Origin of the sequence: Caballeronia jiangsuensis (assembly GCF_046030135.1) — a bacterium.
In the GTDB taxonomy this organism is placed as follows: Bacteria; Pseudomonadota; Gammaproteobacteria; order Burkholderiales; family Burkholderiaceae; genus Caballeronia; species Caballeronia jiangsuensis.
This window is the reverse complement of record NZ_JAQQDB010000018.1, coordinates 1-14,786: the sequence shown is the minus strand read 5'-3', so window position 1 is coordinate 14,786 and position 14,786 is coordinate 1. Positions and strand designations below refer to the sequence as shown.

Here is a 14,786-nt window from a genome sequence, read left to right as displayed (position 1 = left end):
GCGAGATAACCGACTCGCGGCGCAATCATCCATTATCGCACTTGCAGCAGCCCGCTTGCCCGATCGTGCGTATCATGAAGTCGCTCGGACACACTCAAAGGGAGAAGATCATGCGTATCGAAACGTCATTCCTGTTCGACCTGGACGGCACGCTCGTCGATAGCGTCTATCAGCACGTGCTCGCGTGGAAGGAAGCGCTCGACGCCGAAGGAATCGAGTTGTCCGTGTGGCGCATCCATCGCAAGATCGGTATGAGCGGCGGGCTCTTCACCAATCAGTTGCTGCGCGAAACGCATGGCGAGATCGCCGCGGATCGCGTCGAACGGCTGCGTCTGTTGCATGCGGAAGCGTACAAGCGGCTGCGCGCGCAGGTCTGCCCGCTGCCGGGCGCGCGCGAGTTGCTCGACGCGCTGACGCAGGCCGGTACGAAATGGGCCATCGCGACGAGCGGACGCATGGAGACCGCGCAGGTCAATCTCGAAGCGCTGGGTGTCGATCCGTCGAAGCAGGTGGTCATCACGCGCGACATGGTGAAGTACGCGAAGCCCGATCCCGATCTCTTCCTCGCCGCGGCCGCGCGCCTGAACGTACCGATCGAGCATACCGTTGTCGTCGGCGACAGCATCTGGGACATGCTCGCCGCGCGCCGATGCCGCTCGCTCGGCGTCGGCCTGCTCTCGGGCGGTTATGGCAGCGACGAACTGGAGCGCTCGGGCGCCTTGCGCGTGTATGAAGATCCCGCGGATCTGCTGCTGCATCTCGATGAAGTCGCGGCGCGTCCGTGAGATGATCGCGCGCATGACCTCCTCTTCTCTCATCGACATTCGGCCCTGGGGCGACGCGCATCTCTATACGTTGCGCAATGCGTCGGGTATGCGCATCGAGATCAGCGATCTGGGCGCGACGCTCGTCTCATGGTTCGCGCCCGACCGCGACGGACATCTCGCCGACGTGCTGCTCGGCCACGACACGCCCGCCGACTATCTGAACGGCAGCGCATTCATGGGCGCGATCATCGGGCGCTGGGCCAATCGCATCCGCGATGGACGCTTCATGCTCGACGGCCTCGCGTATCAGGTCGAGCGCAACGAAGGCGCGAATCATCTGCACGGTGGTTCGGCGGGTTTTCATCGGCAGATGTGGCGCGTGGACGTGGCCGATGACGCGCTCGTCATGACGCTGCGTTCGCCCGCGGGCGCGGCGGGCTTTCCCGGCAATCTCGATGTGACCGTGCGCTACGCACTGAACGACGCGGGCACGTTATCGATCGATTACGAAGCGCGCACCGATGCACCGACGCCCGTCAGCCTGACGAACCATGCGTACTTCAATCTGAGCAATGACGCGAGCATTCGGGACCATGAAATATCGATTGCATCGGATACGTACCTTGCGATCGATGCGCAGTCGATTCCCGTTGCACGCGAAGCGGTAGCGAACGGCGTGTTCGATTTGCGCGAGCCCGCATCGATCGGGGCGCGTCTCGATGCATCGCATCCGCAATTCACGCTCGCGGGCGGCTTCGATCATTGCTATGTGCTGGGCGAAGACGCGCAAGAACCGCGCACGGTCGCCGTGCTGTTCGACCCGTCGAGCGGACGCGAATTGAGCGTCGCCACCGATGTGCGCGGCTTGCAGTTCTATTCGGGGAATTATCTGGAAGGCGTGAGCGCGCGCAATGGGTCGCGCTATCGCAAGCATGCGGGGCTGTGTCTCGAAGCAGGCGGCTTTCCGGACGAGATCAACATGGACGGCGAGCGCGCCGTCCTGCGTCCCGACGCGGTGTATCGTCAGCGCACGCGCTATACGTTGCGCGTGCGCTGACGCGCGATCAGAAGATGTTGCGCAAGCCGATCGATACGCCCGTCTGATTCGAGCGGCCCGGCAATTCGACATCGGCCGCGCCCGTCACCTTGTTGAAGTCGACGGTGCCATACACTTCGGTGCGCTTCGACAACGCATACTCCGCCAGCGCGACGCCCGTGTAGCGATTGCCGCTGCCCGTCGCGCCGCCGCCGATGGCCGCGTTCTTCATATGGTCGTAGTAGAACGCGCCCGTGAGCAACAGCGCCGGCGTGACCTGATACGTGATGCCCGCGAACGGACCGTCGTCGCGGCGGCCCGAGCCCTTCAGGATATCCGTGCCCGACACGAGCCCGCGCTGTTGCAGGATGCTGTCGACGAAGCCGGTGTCGTCGGTCGAATGCAGATAGCCCGCATAGAGCTTGGCCGCGCCGATCGTATAGACCGCGTTCGCGTTCCAGATCTTCTGCTTGTTCGACGAGTTGTCGCTGTTCTGCTGATAACCGCCGCCGATGGACAACGGACCCATCGCATACGACGCCGTGAAGCCGTACATGTTGCCCGCGCCCATATGGCCCGGCACCTGACCGGAGAAGCCGCCCGCGCCGGTCGCCGTGTAGTTCGTGCCGAACGAGTACATCGCGCCGAGCGTGAGGCCCGCGAACGTGCCGTTGTACTTCACCGCGTTATCGGCATAGAGACCCGCGCCCAGTGCAACCGGCAGCCATGCGTTCTCGAAGTAGTTGCCGACGGTGAGCGGATCATAAGTGTCGCCGAGCATATCGAAGAGCGGCGTCTTCTGGCGGCCAAGCGTCAGCGTGCCGTACTGGTTCGACAGACCGACGTAGGCCGCGCGGTTGAATGCGCGCGCGCTGTCGGAGTACTGGCCGTTCTCCAACTCCACACCGCTTTCCAGCCGGAAGATCGCCTTCAGGCCACCGCCGAGATCTTCCTCGCCCTTCAGGCCGATACGGCTATTGGTGATCGCGCCGTTGGTCATGAACAGCTTGCCGTCGTTATTGGCGTTGGCGTTCGTGAGATAACGCACGCTGACGTCGGCGACGCCATAGAGCGTGACCGAGCTTTGCGCGAATGCGGACTGACAGGCGAGCGCGATGACCGATGCACCCATCCCTGCGATGGCACGCGATGTGATTGTCTTCATGATGTGTTGGAGCGTCTATTTATTAGCGATTTTGTGGGGCTTCGATGCGTCGCCTTTCAGTTCACTGTCTAGATGAACGCGGCTTCGGCGTGACGCATGAAGGCACGCGTTTTTTAACACATCAATTGTCGCGATGCGTGGTTTCGTGCACTACGTGTGGTGTTTTTGCGCAACAGGCTTAGGCGTTCACGCTCTCGCCTGCATCGGCTCGGACGGCACCGCTTCGAGAAACCCGCGTCCCATCTCCTTTTCGAAACGAGACGGGCTGCCCTCCCACACGATGCGCGCATGTTCGAGCACATAGACGCGGTCCGCATGAGGCAGCGCGAACGTGACGTTCTGCTCGCCGAGCAACACGGTGATCGGCGTGGTCTTCTGCATCAGTTCCATCGCCTTCGACAATTGCTCAAGGATCACCGGCGCGAGGCCGAGCGTCGGCTCGTCGAGAATGAGGAGCTTCGGCTGCATCATCAGCGCGCGAGCGATGGCGAGCATCTGCTGCTCGCCGCCCGACAGCGTGCGCGCGGTCTGCTTCTCACGCGCTTGGAGAATCGGAAAGAGTTCGAAGAGCCACTTGAGCTGATCGGCGCGCGCCTTGTCGGAGAGATGATAGCCGCCGAGATCCAGGTTCTCGCGCACGGTCATATCGCCGAAAAGCTCGCGCGTTTCCGGACATTGCACGATGCCCCCGCGAGCGATCGCCGCGCCGCTCATGCCCTTCAGATCCTTCGATCCATAGCGGATGGTCCCTTCGTAAGGCACGAGCCCGGAGATCGCGTTGAAGAGCGTCGTCTTGCCTGCACCGTTCAATCCCACGACCGATACGAACTCGCCTTCGCGCACATGCATGTTCACGCCGTCGAGCGCGCGCGCCTTGCCGTAGAGCACGCCTACATTGTCGACCTGAAGGATCGAAGGCTTGCTGCTGACTACTTCCACGCCGCGCTCGCGCGCCTCGATCTTGCCGCCGAGATACACGCGGCGCACGGTTTCGTTTCGCATCACCTCGTCGGCGGAGCCTTGCGCGACATACTCGCCGAGATACATCGCGAGCACGCGATCCGCGAGCGCCGCGAGGCTCTTCACGTTGTGATCGACGAGCAGCACCGCGCGCCCTTCCGCACGAAAGCCGCGGATCAATTCGGAGAAGGTTTCCGACTCGGCCGCGGTGAGTCCCGCGAAGGGTTCGTCGACGAGCACGACGCGCGGATCGCGCGCGATCGCCTTCGCCATTTCCATGCGGCGCAGATCGGCGAAAGGCAGCGTCGCCGGATGACGATGCATCACCTTGGCGAGACCCACGCGCTCCGCGATCTCGCGCGCGCGGCGATTGACATGCGGATCGGCGGCGAGCTTCACGAGCGAATCGGGCAACAGCGCTAGCTTGATATGCTCCAGCACCGTTTGCCGATGCAGCGGCCGCGAATGCTGAAACACGATGCCCACGCCCGCGCGCGCGATGCGATGCGGCAGCCAGCCGGCCATCTCGACGCCATCGACCTTGATCGAACCCGCATTGGGCCGCTCGATGCCCATGATGAGCTTCATCACCGTCGACTTGCCCGAGCCGTTCGGGCCGATCAGGCCGAGTATCTCGCCGGGTTCGATATCGAAGCCGATATCCTTCACCGCGACGAGACCGCCGAAGCGCTTCGTCAGACCGCGCACGGAGAGCAGAGGTGAATCGTTCATTCGCGCTCCTTCACGCGCAGGATGTTGCCGAGCAAGCCATCCGGAAAGAACAGGATGACCGCGAGCGCGACGGCCGCGACCACGAACGTGTTGATCTGCCCGAGCGGACGCAGGAATTCGCCCGCGACGATGAGAAAGATCGAGCCGAGCACCGCGCCGAGTATCGTGCGCCGCCCGCCGAGCACGGCCGCGATGATGATCTGCACGCCGATGCCGATATCGACCACCGTGCTCACCGACGCCGTGCCCTGATAGAACACGAGCATCGCGCCCGCGACGCCGGAGAACACCGCGCTGATGCAGAACGCCGCGAGCTTGTGCTTCACGACGTTGAAGCCGAGCGCCTGCGCGCCAATGGTGTCCTGCCCGCTCGCCTGCAGAATGAGGCCGATCGCCGAGCGCGACAGGCCGAACAGGATGATCGCGCAGCCGATCAGGAACGCGAGCGCGATCCAGTAGTTGTTGCTTGCGTCGACGGACATCACGTCGGGCACCATCATGCCGATCTCGCCGCCCGTGACGCCCGCGAAGATCACGATCGCGTTCTGCAACAGCAACACGGCGACGAGCGTCACGAGGCCGAAGTACGGCCCGCGCAAACGCAGCGCGGGCACCGCGAGCAGCAGGCCGCCGACGAGCGCGACGAGTCCGCCTGCCATCACGCAAATGGGTATCGGCGCGGCGGCGTGCGCGTTCAGTATCGCGGCGGAATAGGCGCCGAGTCCGATCAGGAAGGTCGGACCGAAGTTGACCTCGCCGGCGAAGCCGAACAGCAAGTCCCACGACATCGCGAAGACGCCGAAGTAATACGCGACGGTCAGCACGCCGAGGATATAACCCGTGAGCCACCACGGCAGCGTCGCGGCGACGATCGCGAGCAAAATCGCGGACATTGTCAGACGCGAGCGAACGATGTCTTTCATGATCAGCGCCGTCCGAGAAAGCCTTGCGGCCGCACATACACGACGAGCACGAGCAGCAGCAGCGCGGGCAGCGGCCGCAGCGTCGGCGCGATGAGATACGCGGTGACGGTCTCCAGATAGCCCACCACATACGCGGCCATCAACGAACCCGAGACGCTCCCGAGACCGCCCAGCACGACGATGGAGAACGCGCTCGCCGTGAGTTGTCCCGTGTTGTTCGTGCTCACGCCGAGAAACGACGCGAGCAGCACGCCCGCGATGCCCGCGAGCACGCCGTATAGCGTCCACGCGAGCAGATAGATGCGCGACAGCTCGAAGCCGAGCAGCGTGAGGCCGCGCGGATTCATCGATGCCGCGAGCAGCGCCTTGCCCGCTTTCGTGCGATTCACGAAGAGCCACAACAGCCCGATCACGACCCAGCACACCACCGCGATCATGATCTCGTTGTACGGCACGCGCACGCCCGCGACGCTCGCGACGCCGGGAATCAGCGGGCGCATCGTGATGGGGTTGTCGGAGAAGAGATAGGCCATCCCCTGCTGGATCATGATGCCCCAGAGGAGCGTGCCCGTCAGCACGAAGATCTCCTTCTCTTCACGCGGAATCGCGGCGGAATTCTGAATGGGCCGCACCACCATGAAATAGGTGATGAAAGCGGCGATCATCCCGCAGATCACGCCGAGCGGCGTGGCGATGTACGTGCCCAGTCCCGCTTCGCCGGCGAGCGCCCAGCCGAGCAGCGCGGCGATCAGCATCACGCCGCCGTGCGAGAGATTGAGCACGCCGGAGACGCCGAAGATCAGCGTGAAGCCGATCGCACCGAGCGCGTAAAGCGAACTGATGGCGAAGCCATCGATGAGTATTTGCAGTGGCAGCATGGCGGCCTTTTTAGTCGATGTCTACGTGGAACCGGTCCCCGCAACATGCGCAAGGCGCACGCGCCTTGCGCGACGCAAAGGCGTTCAGTTCGCGGCCGCCTGCACCTTCACGAAGGCCGGAAACTTGACCTTCCCGTTCGCCACCGACTTCGGCCAGATCGCCACCTGCTTGCCGTTTTGCCATTGCAGGTTGATGCCGGTGATATAGCCTTCACCGTACTTCAACGCATGGGTGAACTGATCGTTCTTGCCGTAGAACTGCCAGCGCCCGATCGTGCCGACATAATCGGTCTTCTCCAGCGCATCGACCATCTTGTCGGGATCGGTCGAGCCCTGGTTGCGATGAATCGCATCGGCGAGGATGTACACGAGGTCATAGCTCGTGAAGCCGTCGTATGCGGGCGATACGCCGGCAAAGTGTTTCTGGTACGACTCGACGAAAGGCACGGTCTTCGGCGTCATCGCGACGCCGGGCGCCGCCGCCGATGCGGTGATGACGCCTTCGGTCGCGCCGTTGGTGTCTTTCCAGAAGCTCGTCGTCGTGGCCTGCGAGCTTTGGCCCGACATCGGAATCGGCACTTGCTGATCGTGCCATTGCACGGTCGGCTGCACACCGACATGGCTGATGCCCGTCGTGATCGTGTCCGGATGCTTCGCTTCGATCTGATTGAAGATCGGCGTGAAGTCGGATGTGTCCGGATTGAAGCGGATGTGATCCAGCACTTTCAGGCCCGCTTTCGGCAGGCATTCGAGGTAGCGTTCGTCGAGCGGCTTGGTCCACGCGGCGTCTTCGCTCATCACGACGGTCGTCTTCATCTTGAACTCGCCGACGAGCACGTCATGCGAGAAATCGCAGATCGACTGCGCGATGAACGCGGACGTCATCCAGCCGTGAAAGGTGTACTTGTAGTTGGCGTAATCGTCGTGGACGCGCTTCGATATTTCATTGCTCGCCGCGCCCGGCGTGATGAACGGCATCTTCAGGCGCGCGGACCAGGGCTCCATCGCGAGCGCCACTTCGCTGATATAGCTGCCGATGATCGCGACCACCTTGTCCTGGCTCGCCGCGCGCTGAAACGCACGCACGCCGTCCGATGCCGACGAGTGGTCGTCATAAGCGATGATCTGGATCTGCCGGCCATCGACGCCGCCCTTGGCATTGATCTCCTCCGCGGCGAGTTGCGCGGCCTTGCTGATCGACGCACCGGCCACGGCGGACTCTTCGCTGATGACGCCGATCTTGATCGGCTCCCCCGCTGCGTGCGCCGTGGCCGAGAGGCCCAGCCCCGCCATCACCGTACCCGTTGCAATGACGGTACTCATTCCCCGCCGCGACTTGCCCTTTGACATCATCAGTCTCCTCTTTGTAATCGCGAAACGATCGTGGAGCGACGCCAACCAGACACATGACACATGCAGCAATTAAGGATTTGCCGACAAACAGTAGCACTCGCGTTTCATGCGCTGAATCGGTACTAACGATAAAGACGGTCATGCGAAAACGTCATCAATGATGCGCGATGCTTTCAGACAGCTTGCGCGATGAAGTCGCGCAACCATCGATGCGCGGGATCGCGATGGACGCGTTCGTGCCAGTACATCGACATCTCGTAGCCGGGTACATCGACGGGCGGCGTGACACTGCGCAGCTCGGGCCAGTGTTTCGCTAGTCTGAGCGGTTGCATCGAAACGAGATCGGTCGTCGCGAGCACGGAACGCACGAACAGGAAGTGCGGCACCGAAAGCGCCACATGCCGTTGCATGCCGAGCGTCGCGAGCGCGGCGTCCGTGGGCCCGGCGAATCCGCCGCCATCGGGCGACACGATCACGTGTTCCAGCGCGCAGAACTGCGCGAGCGTAGGCCGCCGTTTCAACTTCGGATGATCCTTGCGTCCCACGAGCACATAGCTTTCCGTGTACAGCACCTGCTGATGAAAGCCGGCCGTTTCAGGCGATGTGATGTGAAACGCGAGATCGATCTCGCCGTTCTCCGCCTGCTTCGCGAGCCGCTGCGGCATGATCTCCAGCACCGCGATCCGCGTATGCGGCGCGGCCGCGCGCAAGCCGCTCAACGCGGGCAGCAGCACGGTCGATTCCGTGTAGTCGGTGGCAGCGATGCGCCATGTGTTGTCGGCGGTCGCGGGATCGAACGCGGCTTCCGGCGACACCGCGCGTTCGAGCGACGCGAGCGCCTCGCGTAATGGCTCGCGCAGACTTTCGGCGCGCGCCGTCGGCCGCATGCCGCGCGGTCCGGGCAACAGCAAGGGATCGCCGAAGATATCGCGCAGCTTGGCGAGATGCACGCTGACGGACGGCTGTGAGAAATGAAGACGCTCGGCCGCGCGCGTGACGTTCTGCTCGGCGAGCAGGACATCGAGCGTGACGAGCAGATTGAGATCGAGCCTTCTCAAGATATTAATCATGGCAATGCCTGCAATTTCAGATATTCATTTCCAATATACCCGCGCCGTCACTAAGCTGGCCATCATTCCTGAACCGATTTGGAGATTGCCTGATGAAAGTGTTGATCGTGTATGCCCATCCGGAACGCCGCTCGCTGAACGGCGCCATCAATGATTTCACCGTCGAGCGCCTGCGCGCCAATGGCCACGAGGTGCAGGTTTCCGACCTGTACGCGATGAACTGGAAAGCCTCGCTCGATGCGAACGACGTCCGCGAACGCAACGGCGATGCGCCGTTTCATGCGGCCCTCGACTCGAAGCACGCATTCGAGAACGGTCTGCAAAGCCGCGATATCGAAATCGAGCAGGACAAGCTGCGCTGGGCCGACGCCCTGATCCTGCAATTCCCGATGTGGTGGTTCTCGATGCCCGCGATCATGAAGGGCTGGGTCGAGCGCGTGTACGCGTATGGTTTCGGCTATGGGGTGGGCGAGCATTCGGACACGCACTGGGGCGACCGCTACGGGGAGGGTCTGATGGCGGGCAAGCGCGCGATGATCGTCGTCACGACGGGCGGGTGGGAATCGCATTACAGCCCGCGCGGCATCAACGGACCGATCGACGATATTCTGTTTCCGATTCAGCATGGGATGCTGTTTTATCCCGGGTTCGATGTGCTGCCGCCGTTCGTTCTCTATCACACGAGCATGATGGACGATGCGCGTCTTCGTGCGACTTACGATGCGCTCGGGCAGCGGCTCGATCGACTCTGGGATGACGCGCCTATCGCGTTTCGCAAGCAGAATCACGGGGATTATGCGATTCCTCTTCTCACGTTGCGTGAGGGACTGGCTGCGGGGAAGACGGGGTTCGCTGCGCACGTCGATTGAGGCAGGGCGCGGGAGAGGTCGATGGGGTTTTCGCCGGATCCCGTTAGCGTAGTGGTTTATTAGCACTGCCCCTCCCCGGGGCGGGGGTCACTTTCTTTGCTGCTGCAAAGAAAGTAACCAAAGAAAGCAGCTCGTTTAGGCCCGCGGTCACACGCACGTTGGCCATGCTTGCCAGCCCGCGATGGCACTCGCCTAAGTGTCGCCCTCGAAGGACCAATCGGGCTTGGCTCGCGCACGGTCTGCCGCCCGAGACGTTTCAGCGCGATGGTTCAGCACCAAATAGCTTCGGCACAGCGCTACGCGCTGCCGCTGGGTATGCGAGGGAAGCCAACGAAGAAGAAGCGCGCGCAAACCCGATTAACCCATCGGCCGCAAAGCGGGCCGGAGCTCTTTGGTGCTGAACCAGTTTGTTCTGTGGTGCGATGAGTCAGACCGTGCGCGGTCCAAGCCCCGTGAGACCTGCGAGGGCACTCGCTACTGCCGGGCCATTCAGCCAATCGCCTGTGCCGCGGCCGGTGTGAAGTGCTTAGGCTGGGGATAGCTGTTTCTTTGGTTACTTTCTTTGCAGCAGCAAAGAAAGTGACTGCCGCCCCGCACAGGGGCAGTGCTAATAAACCAACACGAATACGGGATCCGGCGAAAACCCAAAAACCCGAACCCAACCGATAAGCAAAATCCAGCGAAACTCCCCAACTCACTCTAAGATTGACCCTTCGACGCGCCGAACACGGCGCACTACCGGAGGATGACATCGAATGCTGACGATCTGGGGCAGAGCCAACTCGGTCAATGTGCAGAAAGTGCTGTGGTGCTGCGATGAACTAAAACTCGCGTACGAGCGCATCGACGCGGGCCTGCAATTCGGTCGCAACAACGAGCCCGGCTATCTCGAGATGAACCCGATGGGCCGCGTGCCCACCCTGGTCGACGGCGATTTCGTGCTGTGGGAATCGAATTCGATCATCCGTTATCTCGCGATGCAATACGGCCCGGCCACCACGCTCTACCCCGCCGAGCCGAAGATTCGCGCAAGCGCGGATCGCTGGCTCGACTGGGCACTCTCCACGCTGCAACCGACCGAGCGCCCGCTCTTCTGGGGCTATATCCGCACGAGCGCAGCGGATCGCGACGTCGCGAAGCTCGCCGCCGCCGCAAGCGAAGTCGAAAAGCTCTGGCGCGTCATCGATACGCATCTGAAAGGCCGCAACTATCTCGAAGGCAACTCGTTCACGCTCGCCGATATCGTCATCGGCGCTTACGCGCGCCGCTGGTTCGGCATCGCGGAGCTCGCGCGGCCGTCGTTGCCCGAGCTGGAACGCTGGTACGTGGGCATCACGCAGCGCACAGGCTTTCAGCATCATGTGTCGCCTGCATTGACCTGACCGGGGCGCATCGCCATGACCATCGAACTGCATACCTGGAACACGCCCAACGGACGCAAGATCAGCGTCGCGCTGGAGGAAATGCAACTGCCCTACAGCGTGAAAACGGTAAACATCACGAAGGGCGAGCAACACGCTCCCGGCTTTCTGCGCATCAGCCCGAACAACCGCATTCCGGCGATCGTCGATCCGCACGGCCCCGACGGCCAGCCGATCAGCATCTTCGAATCCGGCGCGATCCTGCTCTATCTCGGCGAGAAAACCGGCAAGTTCCTGCCCGCAAGCCTGCGCGAACGCGTGCCCGTGCTCGAATGGCTGATGTGGCAGATGGGCGGCTTCGGCCCGATGCCCGGACAGGTGCATCACTTCCGCATGGTCGAGGCGGAATGCGACCGGCGCTACGCACTGAAGCGCTATTCCGATGAAACCCGCCGTCTGTACGGCGTGCTCGACACGCGTCTCGCGCAGGTGGAATACGTGGCGGGCGATTTGTCGGTTGCCGATTTCGCGATTCTCGGCTGGGCGTGGCGACACGAACGTCATCAGGTTTCGCTCGATGATTACCCCAACGTCAAGCGCTGGTATGAAGCGCTCTTCGCGCGCCCGGCCGTCAGACGCGGCTTCGAGGTCAAGCTCGACGATCTCGTCTGACGTTCGCGTGGTGCGCCGGCGTCAGTCGTGTGTAAGGCTTGCGGGCATAATCGAAGAAAACGCATTGAAATGCGCGCACAGGAGACGACGATGACACCCGGCATGTACGACGATGGCCTTCCCAAAACGGCCGCCAACTTCGCGGCGCTGACGCCGCTCATGTTCATCGAGCGCGCGGCGTCCGTGTATCCGACGCGCCCCGCGATCGTGCACGGCGACGTGCGGCGCAACTGGGCCGAGACCTACGCGCGCACGCGGCGGCTCGCGTCGGCGCTCGCGGCACGAGGCATCGGTCTCTCCGATACCGTCGCCGCAATGCTGCCCAACACACCGGAAATGGTCGAAGCGCACTTCGGCGTGCCGATGACGGGCGCCGTGCTCAACACGCTCAACACGCGGCTCGACGCCACCACGCTCGCCTTCATGCTCACGCATGGCGAAGCGAAAGCGGTGCTCGTCGATCGCGAGTTCTCCGACGTGATGCGTAAAGCGCTCAAGGACGTGCCGCAGGATGTGCTCGTCATCGATGTCGACGATCCGCAGTACACGGGCGCGGGCGAACGCATCGGCGAAATCGACTACGAGACGTTGCTCGCGAGCGGCGATCCCGCATACGAATGGTCGCCGCCATCGGACGAATGGAACGCCATCTGTCTGAACTACACGTCGGGGACGACGGGCAATCCGAAGGGTGTCGTCTATCACCATCGCGGCGCGTACACGAACGCGGTCAGCAATATCCTCGAATGGGACATGCCGAAGCACGCCGTGTACTTGTGGACGCTGCCGATGTTCCATTGCAACGGCTGGTGCTTTCCGTGGACCGTCGCGGCCCGCGCGGGCGTGAACGTGTGCCTGCGCCGCGTCGATGCGAAGTCCATCCTCGATCTGATCCGCAGCGAAGGCGTCACGCATTACTGCGGTGCGCCGATCGTGCAGAACCTGCTCGTCAATGCACCCGACGAGATGAAGGCCGGCATCGAACAGAAGGTTCACGCGATGGTCGCGGGCGCCGCGCCGCCCGCCGCGATGATCGAAGGCATGGAACGCATGGGCTTCGAGCTGACCCACGTCTACGGGCTCACTGAAGTCTATGGCCCGGCCACGGTGTGTCCGCAGCAGGCCGAATGGAGCGCGCTCGATATCGGCGAACGCGCGCGGCTCAATGCGCGGCAAGGCGTGCGCTATCACCTGCAGGATGCGGTGACCGTGCGCGATCCGCTTTCGATGGAACTCGTGCCTTCGGACGGCGAGACCATCGGCGAGATCATGTTTCGCGGCAACATCGCGATGAAAGGCTATCTCAAGAACCCTGCCGCGACGGAAGAAGCGTTTCGCGGCGGCTGGTTCCATACGGGCGATCTCGCGGTCGCTTATCCCGATGGTTATGTGCGCATCAAGGATCGCAGCAAGGACATCATCATCTCGGGCGGCGAGAACATATCGAGCATCGAAGTGGAAGATGTGCTGTACAGGCATCCGGCCGTGCTCGCGGTGGCCGTCGTCGCGAAACCGGATGCGCGCTGGGGTGAAACGCCATGCGCGTTCGTCGAACTGAAGTCCGGCGCACAAGTCAGCGCGGAGGATTTGATCGCGCATTGCAAGAAGCATCTGGCGGGCTTCAAGGTGCCGCGCGCGATCGAGTTCTGCGAGTTGCCGAAGACATCCACCGGCAAGATTCAGAAATTCGAATTGCGCAAGCGCGCGGGTTCGGTGACCGCGATCGACGTCTGAAGGAGAGCATGAGCATGAGCGAACTCGTTCTGATCGAACGCGATGCGTATGAAACCCGCGGCGTCGTCAAGCTCACGCTGAACCGGCCCGATGCGTTCAACGCGTTATCCGAAGCGATGCTCGAAGCGCTCGAACGCGCGCTTGCGGACATCGCAGGATCGGATGCGCGTGTCGTCGTGCTCGCGGGCGCGGGGCGCGCGTTCAGCGCGGGCCACGATCTCAAAGAGATGCGCGCGGAACCCGCGCTCGATTACTATCGCGAGCTGTTCGCGCGCTGCTCGCGCATGATGCTGACGATCCAGCGCATGCCGCAGCCGGTGATCGCGCGTGTGCATGGCGTCGCGACCGCGGCGGGCTGTCAGCTCGTCGCGATGTGCGATCTCGCGGTGGCATCGAGCGAAGCGCGTTTCGCCGTATCGGGCGTGAATCTCGGGCTCTTTTGCGCGACGCCGGGCGTGGCGCTGTCGCGCAACGTATCGCGCAAGGCCGCGTTCGAGATGCTCGTCACCGGCGAATTCATCGATGCGGCGACCGCGCGCGAACGCGGCCTCGTGAATCGCGTCGCGTCGCCAGCCGAACTCGACGATGCCGTGCGCACGCTTGCCGCGACCATCGCCGCCAAACCGCGCGAAGCGGTCGCGGCGGGCAAGGGTTTGTTCTATCGGCAACTCGAAACCGGCATCGAAGCTGCATATGCACTCGCATCGGAAACGATGGCCTGCAACATGATGCAGGACGCCGCGCTCGAAGGAACGCAGGCGTTCATCGAAAAGCGTCCGCCGCGTCGGGATTGAACGCCTAGGTCACGTGCTCGACCGGATGCTTGTCGAGCCACGCGTTCTCTTCATCGCTGTATAGACGGGAGCGCGTGAGAAAGCGCAGACCGGAAGGACGCTCCAGCGAAAACATGCCGCCATTGCCCGGCACGGCATCGATGATGAGCTGCGTGTGCTGCCAGTACTCGTACTGCGATTCGGTCATGTAGAACGGCACGCCGCCGATCGCGCCCAGCTTGACGTCCGAGCCGCCGACCATGAATTCGCTGACCGGAAAGCACATCGGCGCACTGCCGTCGCAGCATCCGCCGGATTGATGGAACAGCACCTCGCCGTGCTCGGTCTTGAGCTTTTCGATCAAGTCGATCGCGGCGGGCGTCGCGGTCACGCGCTGCACTTCCTGTTCGCTCATGATGTCCCCGTTGTTCGAGTCGGGGGGGGGGGGGGGCCGGCGGGGCGCCCCCCCCCCGGCAGGAACCACAGCCGCGGG

General features: G+C 62.9%; 14 protein-coding genes. 7 read left to right on the top strand and 7 right to left on the bottom strand.

The features are described 5' to 3' along the window. Positions 1-110: 110 nt before the first annotated feature. Together PQR08_RS20060 and PQR08_RS20055 are read left to right on the top strand one after the other, a co-directional pair. Positions 111-785, top strand: a complete 675-nt coding sequence (locus PQR08_RS20060; RefSeq protein WP_250486077.1) for an HAD family hydrolase — start codon at positions 111-113, stop codon at positions 783-785. Positions 786-798: 13 nt separating this feature from the next. Further along, positions 799-1,824, top strand: coding sequence for an aldose epimerase family protein (locus tag PQR08_RS20055; RefSeq protein WP_250486076.1), 1,026 nt, complete (start codon positions 799-801; stop codon positions 1,822-1,824). A 7-nt stretch (positions 1,825-1,831) separates the two neighbouring features. Here PQR08_RS20055 and PQR08_RS20050 read toward each other — a convergent pair whose 3' ends face one another. The 6 genes from PQR08_RS20050 to PQR08_RS20025 form a co-directional block, all read right to left on the bottom strand. Next, on the bottom strand, positions 1,832-2,968 hold the full coding sequence (locus tag PQR08_RS20050) for a porin (RefSeq protein WP_250486074.1): 1,137 nt from the start codon (positions 2,966-2,968) through the stop codon (positions 1,832-1,834). Between the two features lie 186 nt (positions 2,969-3,154). Next, positions 3,155-4,660, bottom strand: a complete 1,506-nt coding sequence (locus PQR08_RS20045; RefSeq protein ID WP_250486072.1) for an ATP-binding cassette domain-containing protein — start codon at positions 4,658-4,660, stop codon at positions 3,155-3,157. Further along, positions 4,657-5,583 (bottom strand): branched-chain amino acid ABC transporter permease, encoded by a 927-nt coding sequence (locus tag PQR08_RS20040; RefSeq protein WP_187604384.1) that lies wholly within the window; start codon positions 5,581-5,583, stop codon positions 4,657-4,659. Before PQR08_RS20040 ends, PQR08_RS20045 begins: the two co-directional genes overlap by 4 nt. A gap of 2 nt (positions 5,584-5,585) precedes the next feature. Next, positions 5,586-6,461, bottom strand: a complete 876-nt coding sequence (locus PQR08_RS20035) for a branched-chain amino acid ABC transporter permease (protein WP_250486070.1) — start codon at positions 6,459-6,461, stop codon at positions 5,586-5,588. 84 nt (positions 6,462-6,545) lie between these two features. After that, positions 6,546-7,784 carry an ABC transporter substrate-binding protein gene (locus PQR08_RS20030; RefSeq protein WP_250486069.1) on the bottom strand — a complete coding sequence of 413 codons (1,239 nt, stop codon included), beginning with the start codon at positions 7,782-7,784 and terminating at the stop codon, positions 6,546-6,548. Positions 7,785-7,987: 203 nt separating this feature from the next. Further along, the gene (locus tag PQR08_RS20025; protein ID WP_250486068.1) at positions 7,988-8,884 is read right to left on the bottom strand and encodes a LysR family transcriptional regulator; all 897 of its coding nucleotides are present in this window, start codon (positions 8,882-8,884) and stop codon (positions 7,988-7,990) included. Positions 8,885-8,976: 92 nt separating this feature from the next. Here PQR08_RS20025 and PQR08_RS20020 point away from each other — a divergent pair, with 92 nt between their 5' ends. The 5 genes from PQR08_RS20020 to PQR08_RS20000 all read left to right on the top strand — a co-directional run bounded on the left by PQR08_RS20020 (position 8,977) and on the right by PQR08_RS20000 (position 14,314). After that, a complete protein-coding gene (locus tag PQR08_RS20020; protein WP_187604387.1) occupies positions 8,977-9,753 on the top strand; it encodes an NAD(P)H-dependent oxidoreductase in 777 nt (258 codons plus the stop codon). Positions 9,754-10,508: 755 nt separating this feature from the next. Beyond that, positions 10,509-11,135, top strand: a complete 627-nt coding sequence (locus PQR08_RS20015; protein ID WP_250486067.1) for a glutathione S-transferase family protein — start codon at positions 10,509-10,511, stop codon at positions 11,133-11,135. A gap of 15 nt (positions 11,136-11,150) precedes the next feature. Next, entirely contained in the window at positions 11,151-11,786 is a 636-nt protein-coding gene (locus PQR08_RS20010) for a glutathione S-transferase family protein (RefSeq protein WP_250486066.1), read from the top strand. A 90-nt stretch (positions 11,787-11,876) separates the two neighbouring features. Next, a complete protein-coding gene (locus PQR08_RS20005) occupies positions 11,877-13,520 on the top strand; it encodes an acyl-CoA synthetase (RefSeq protein ID WP_250486065.1) in 1,644 nt (547 codons plus the stop codon). 14 nt (positions 13,521-13,534) lie between these two features. Then, positions 13,535-14,314: an enoyl-CoA hydratase gene (locus PQR08_RS20000; protein ID WP_250486063.1), complete on the top strand. Its 780-nt coding sequence runs from the start codon at positions 13,535-13,537 to the stop codon at positions 14,312-14,314. A gap of 4 nt (positions 14,315-14,318) precedes the next feature. Here PQR08_RS20000 and PQR08_RS19995 read toward each other — a convergent pair whose 3' ends face one another. Beyond that, entirely contained in the window at positions 14,319-14,708 is a 390-nt protein-coding gene (locus tag PQR08_RS19995) for a DUF779 domain-containing protein (RefSeq protein WP_187604392.1), read from the bottom strand. Positions 14,709-14,786: the final 78 nt, after the last annotated feature.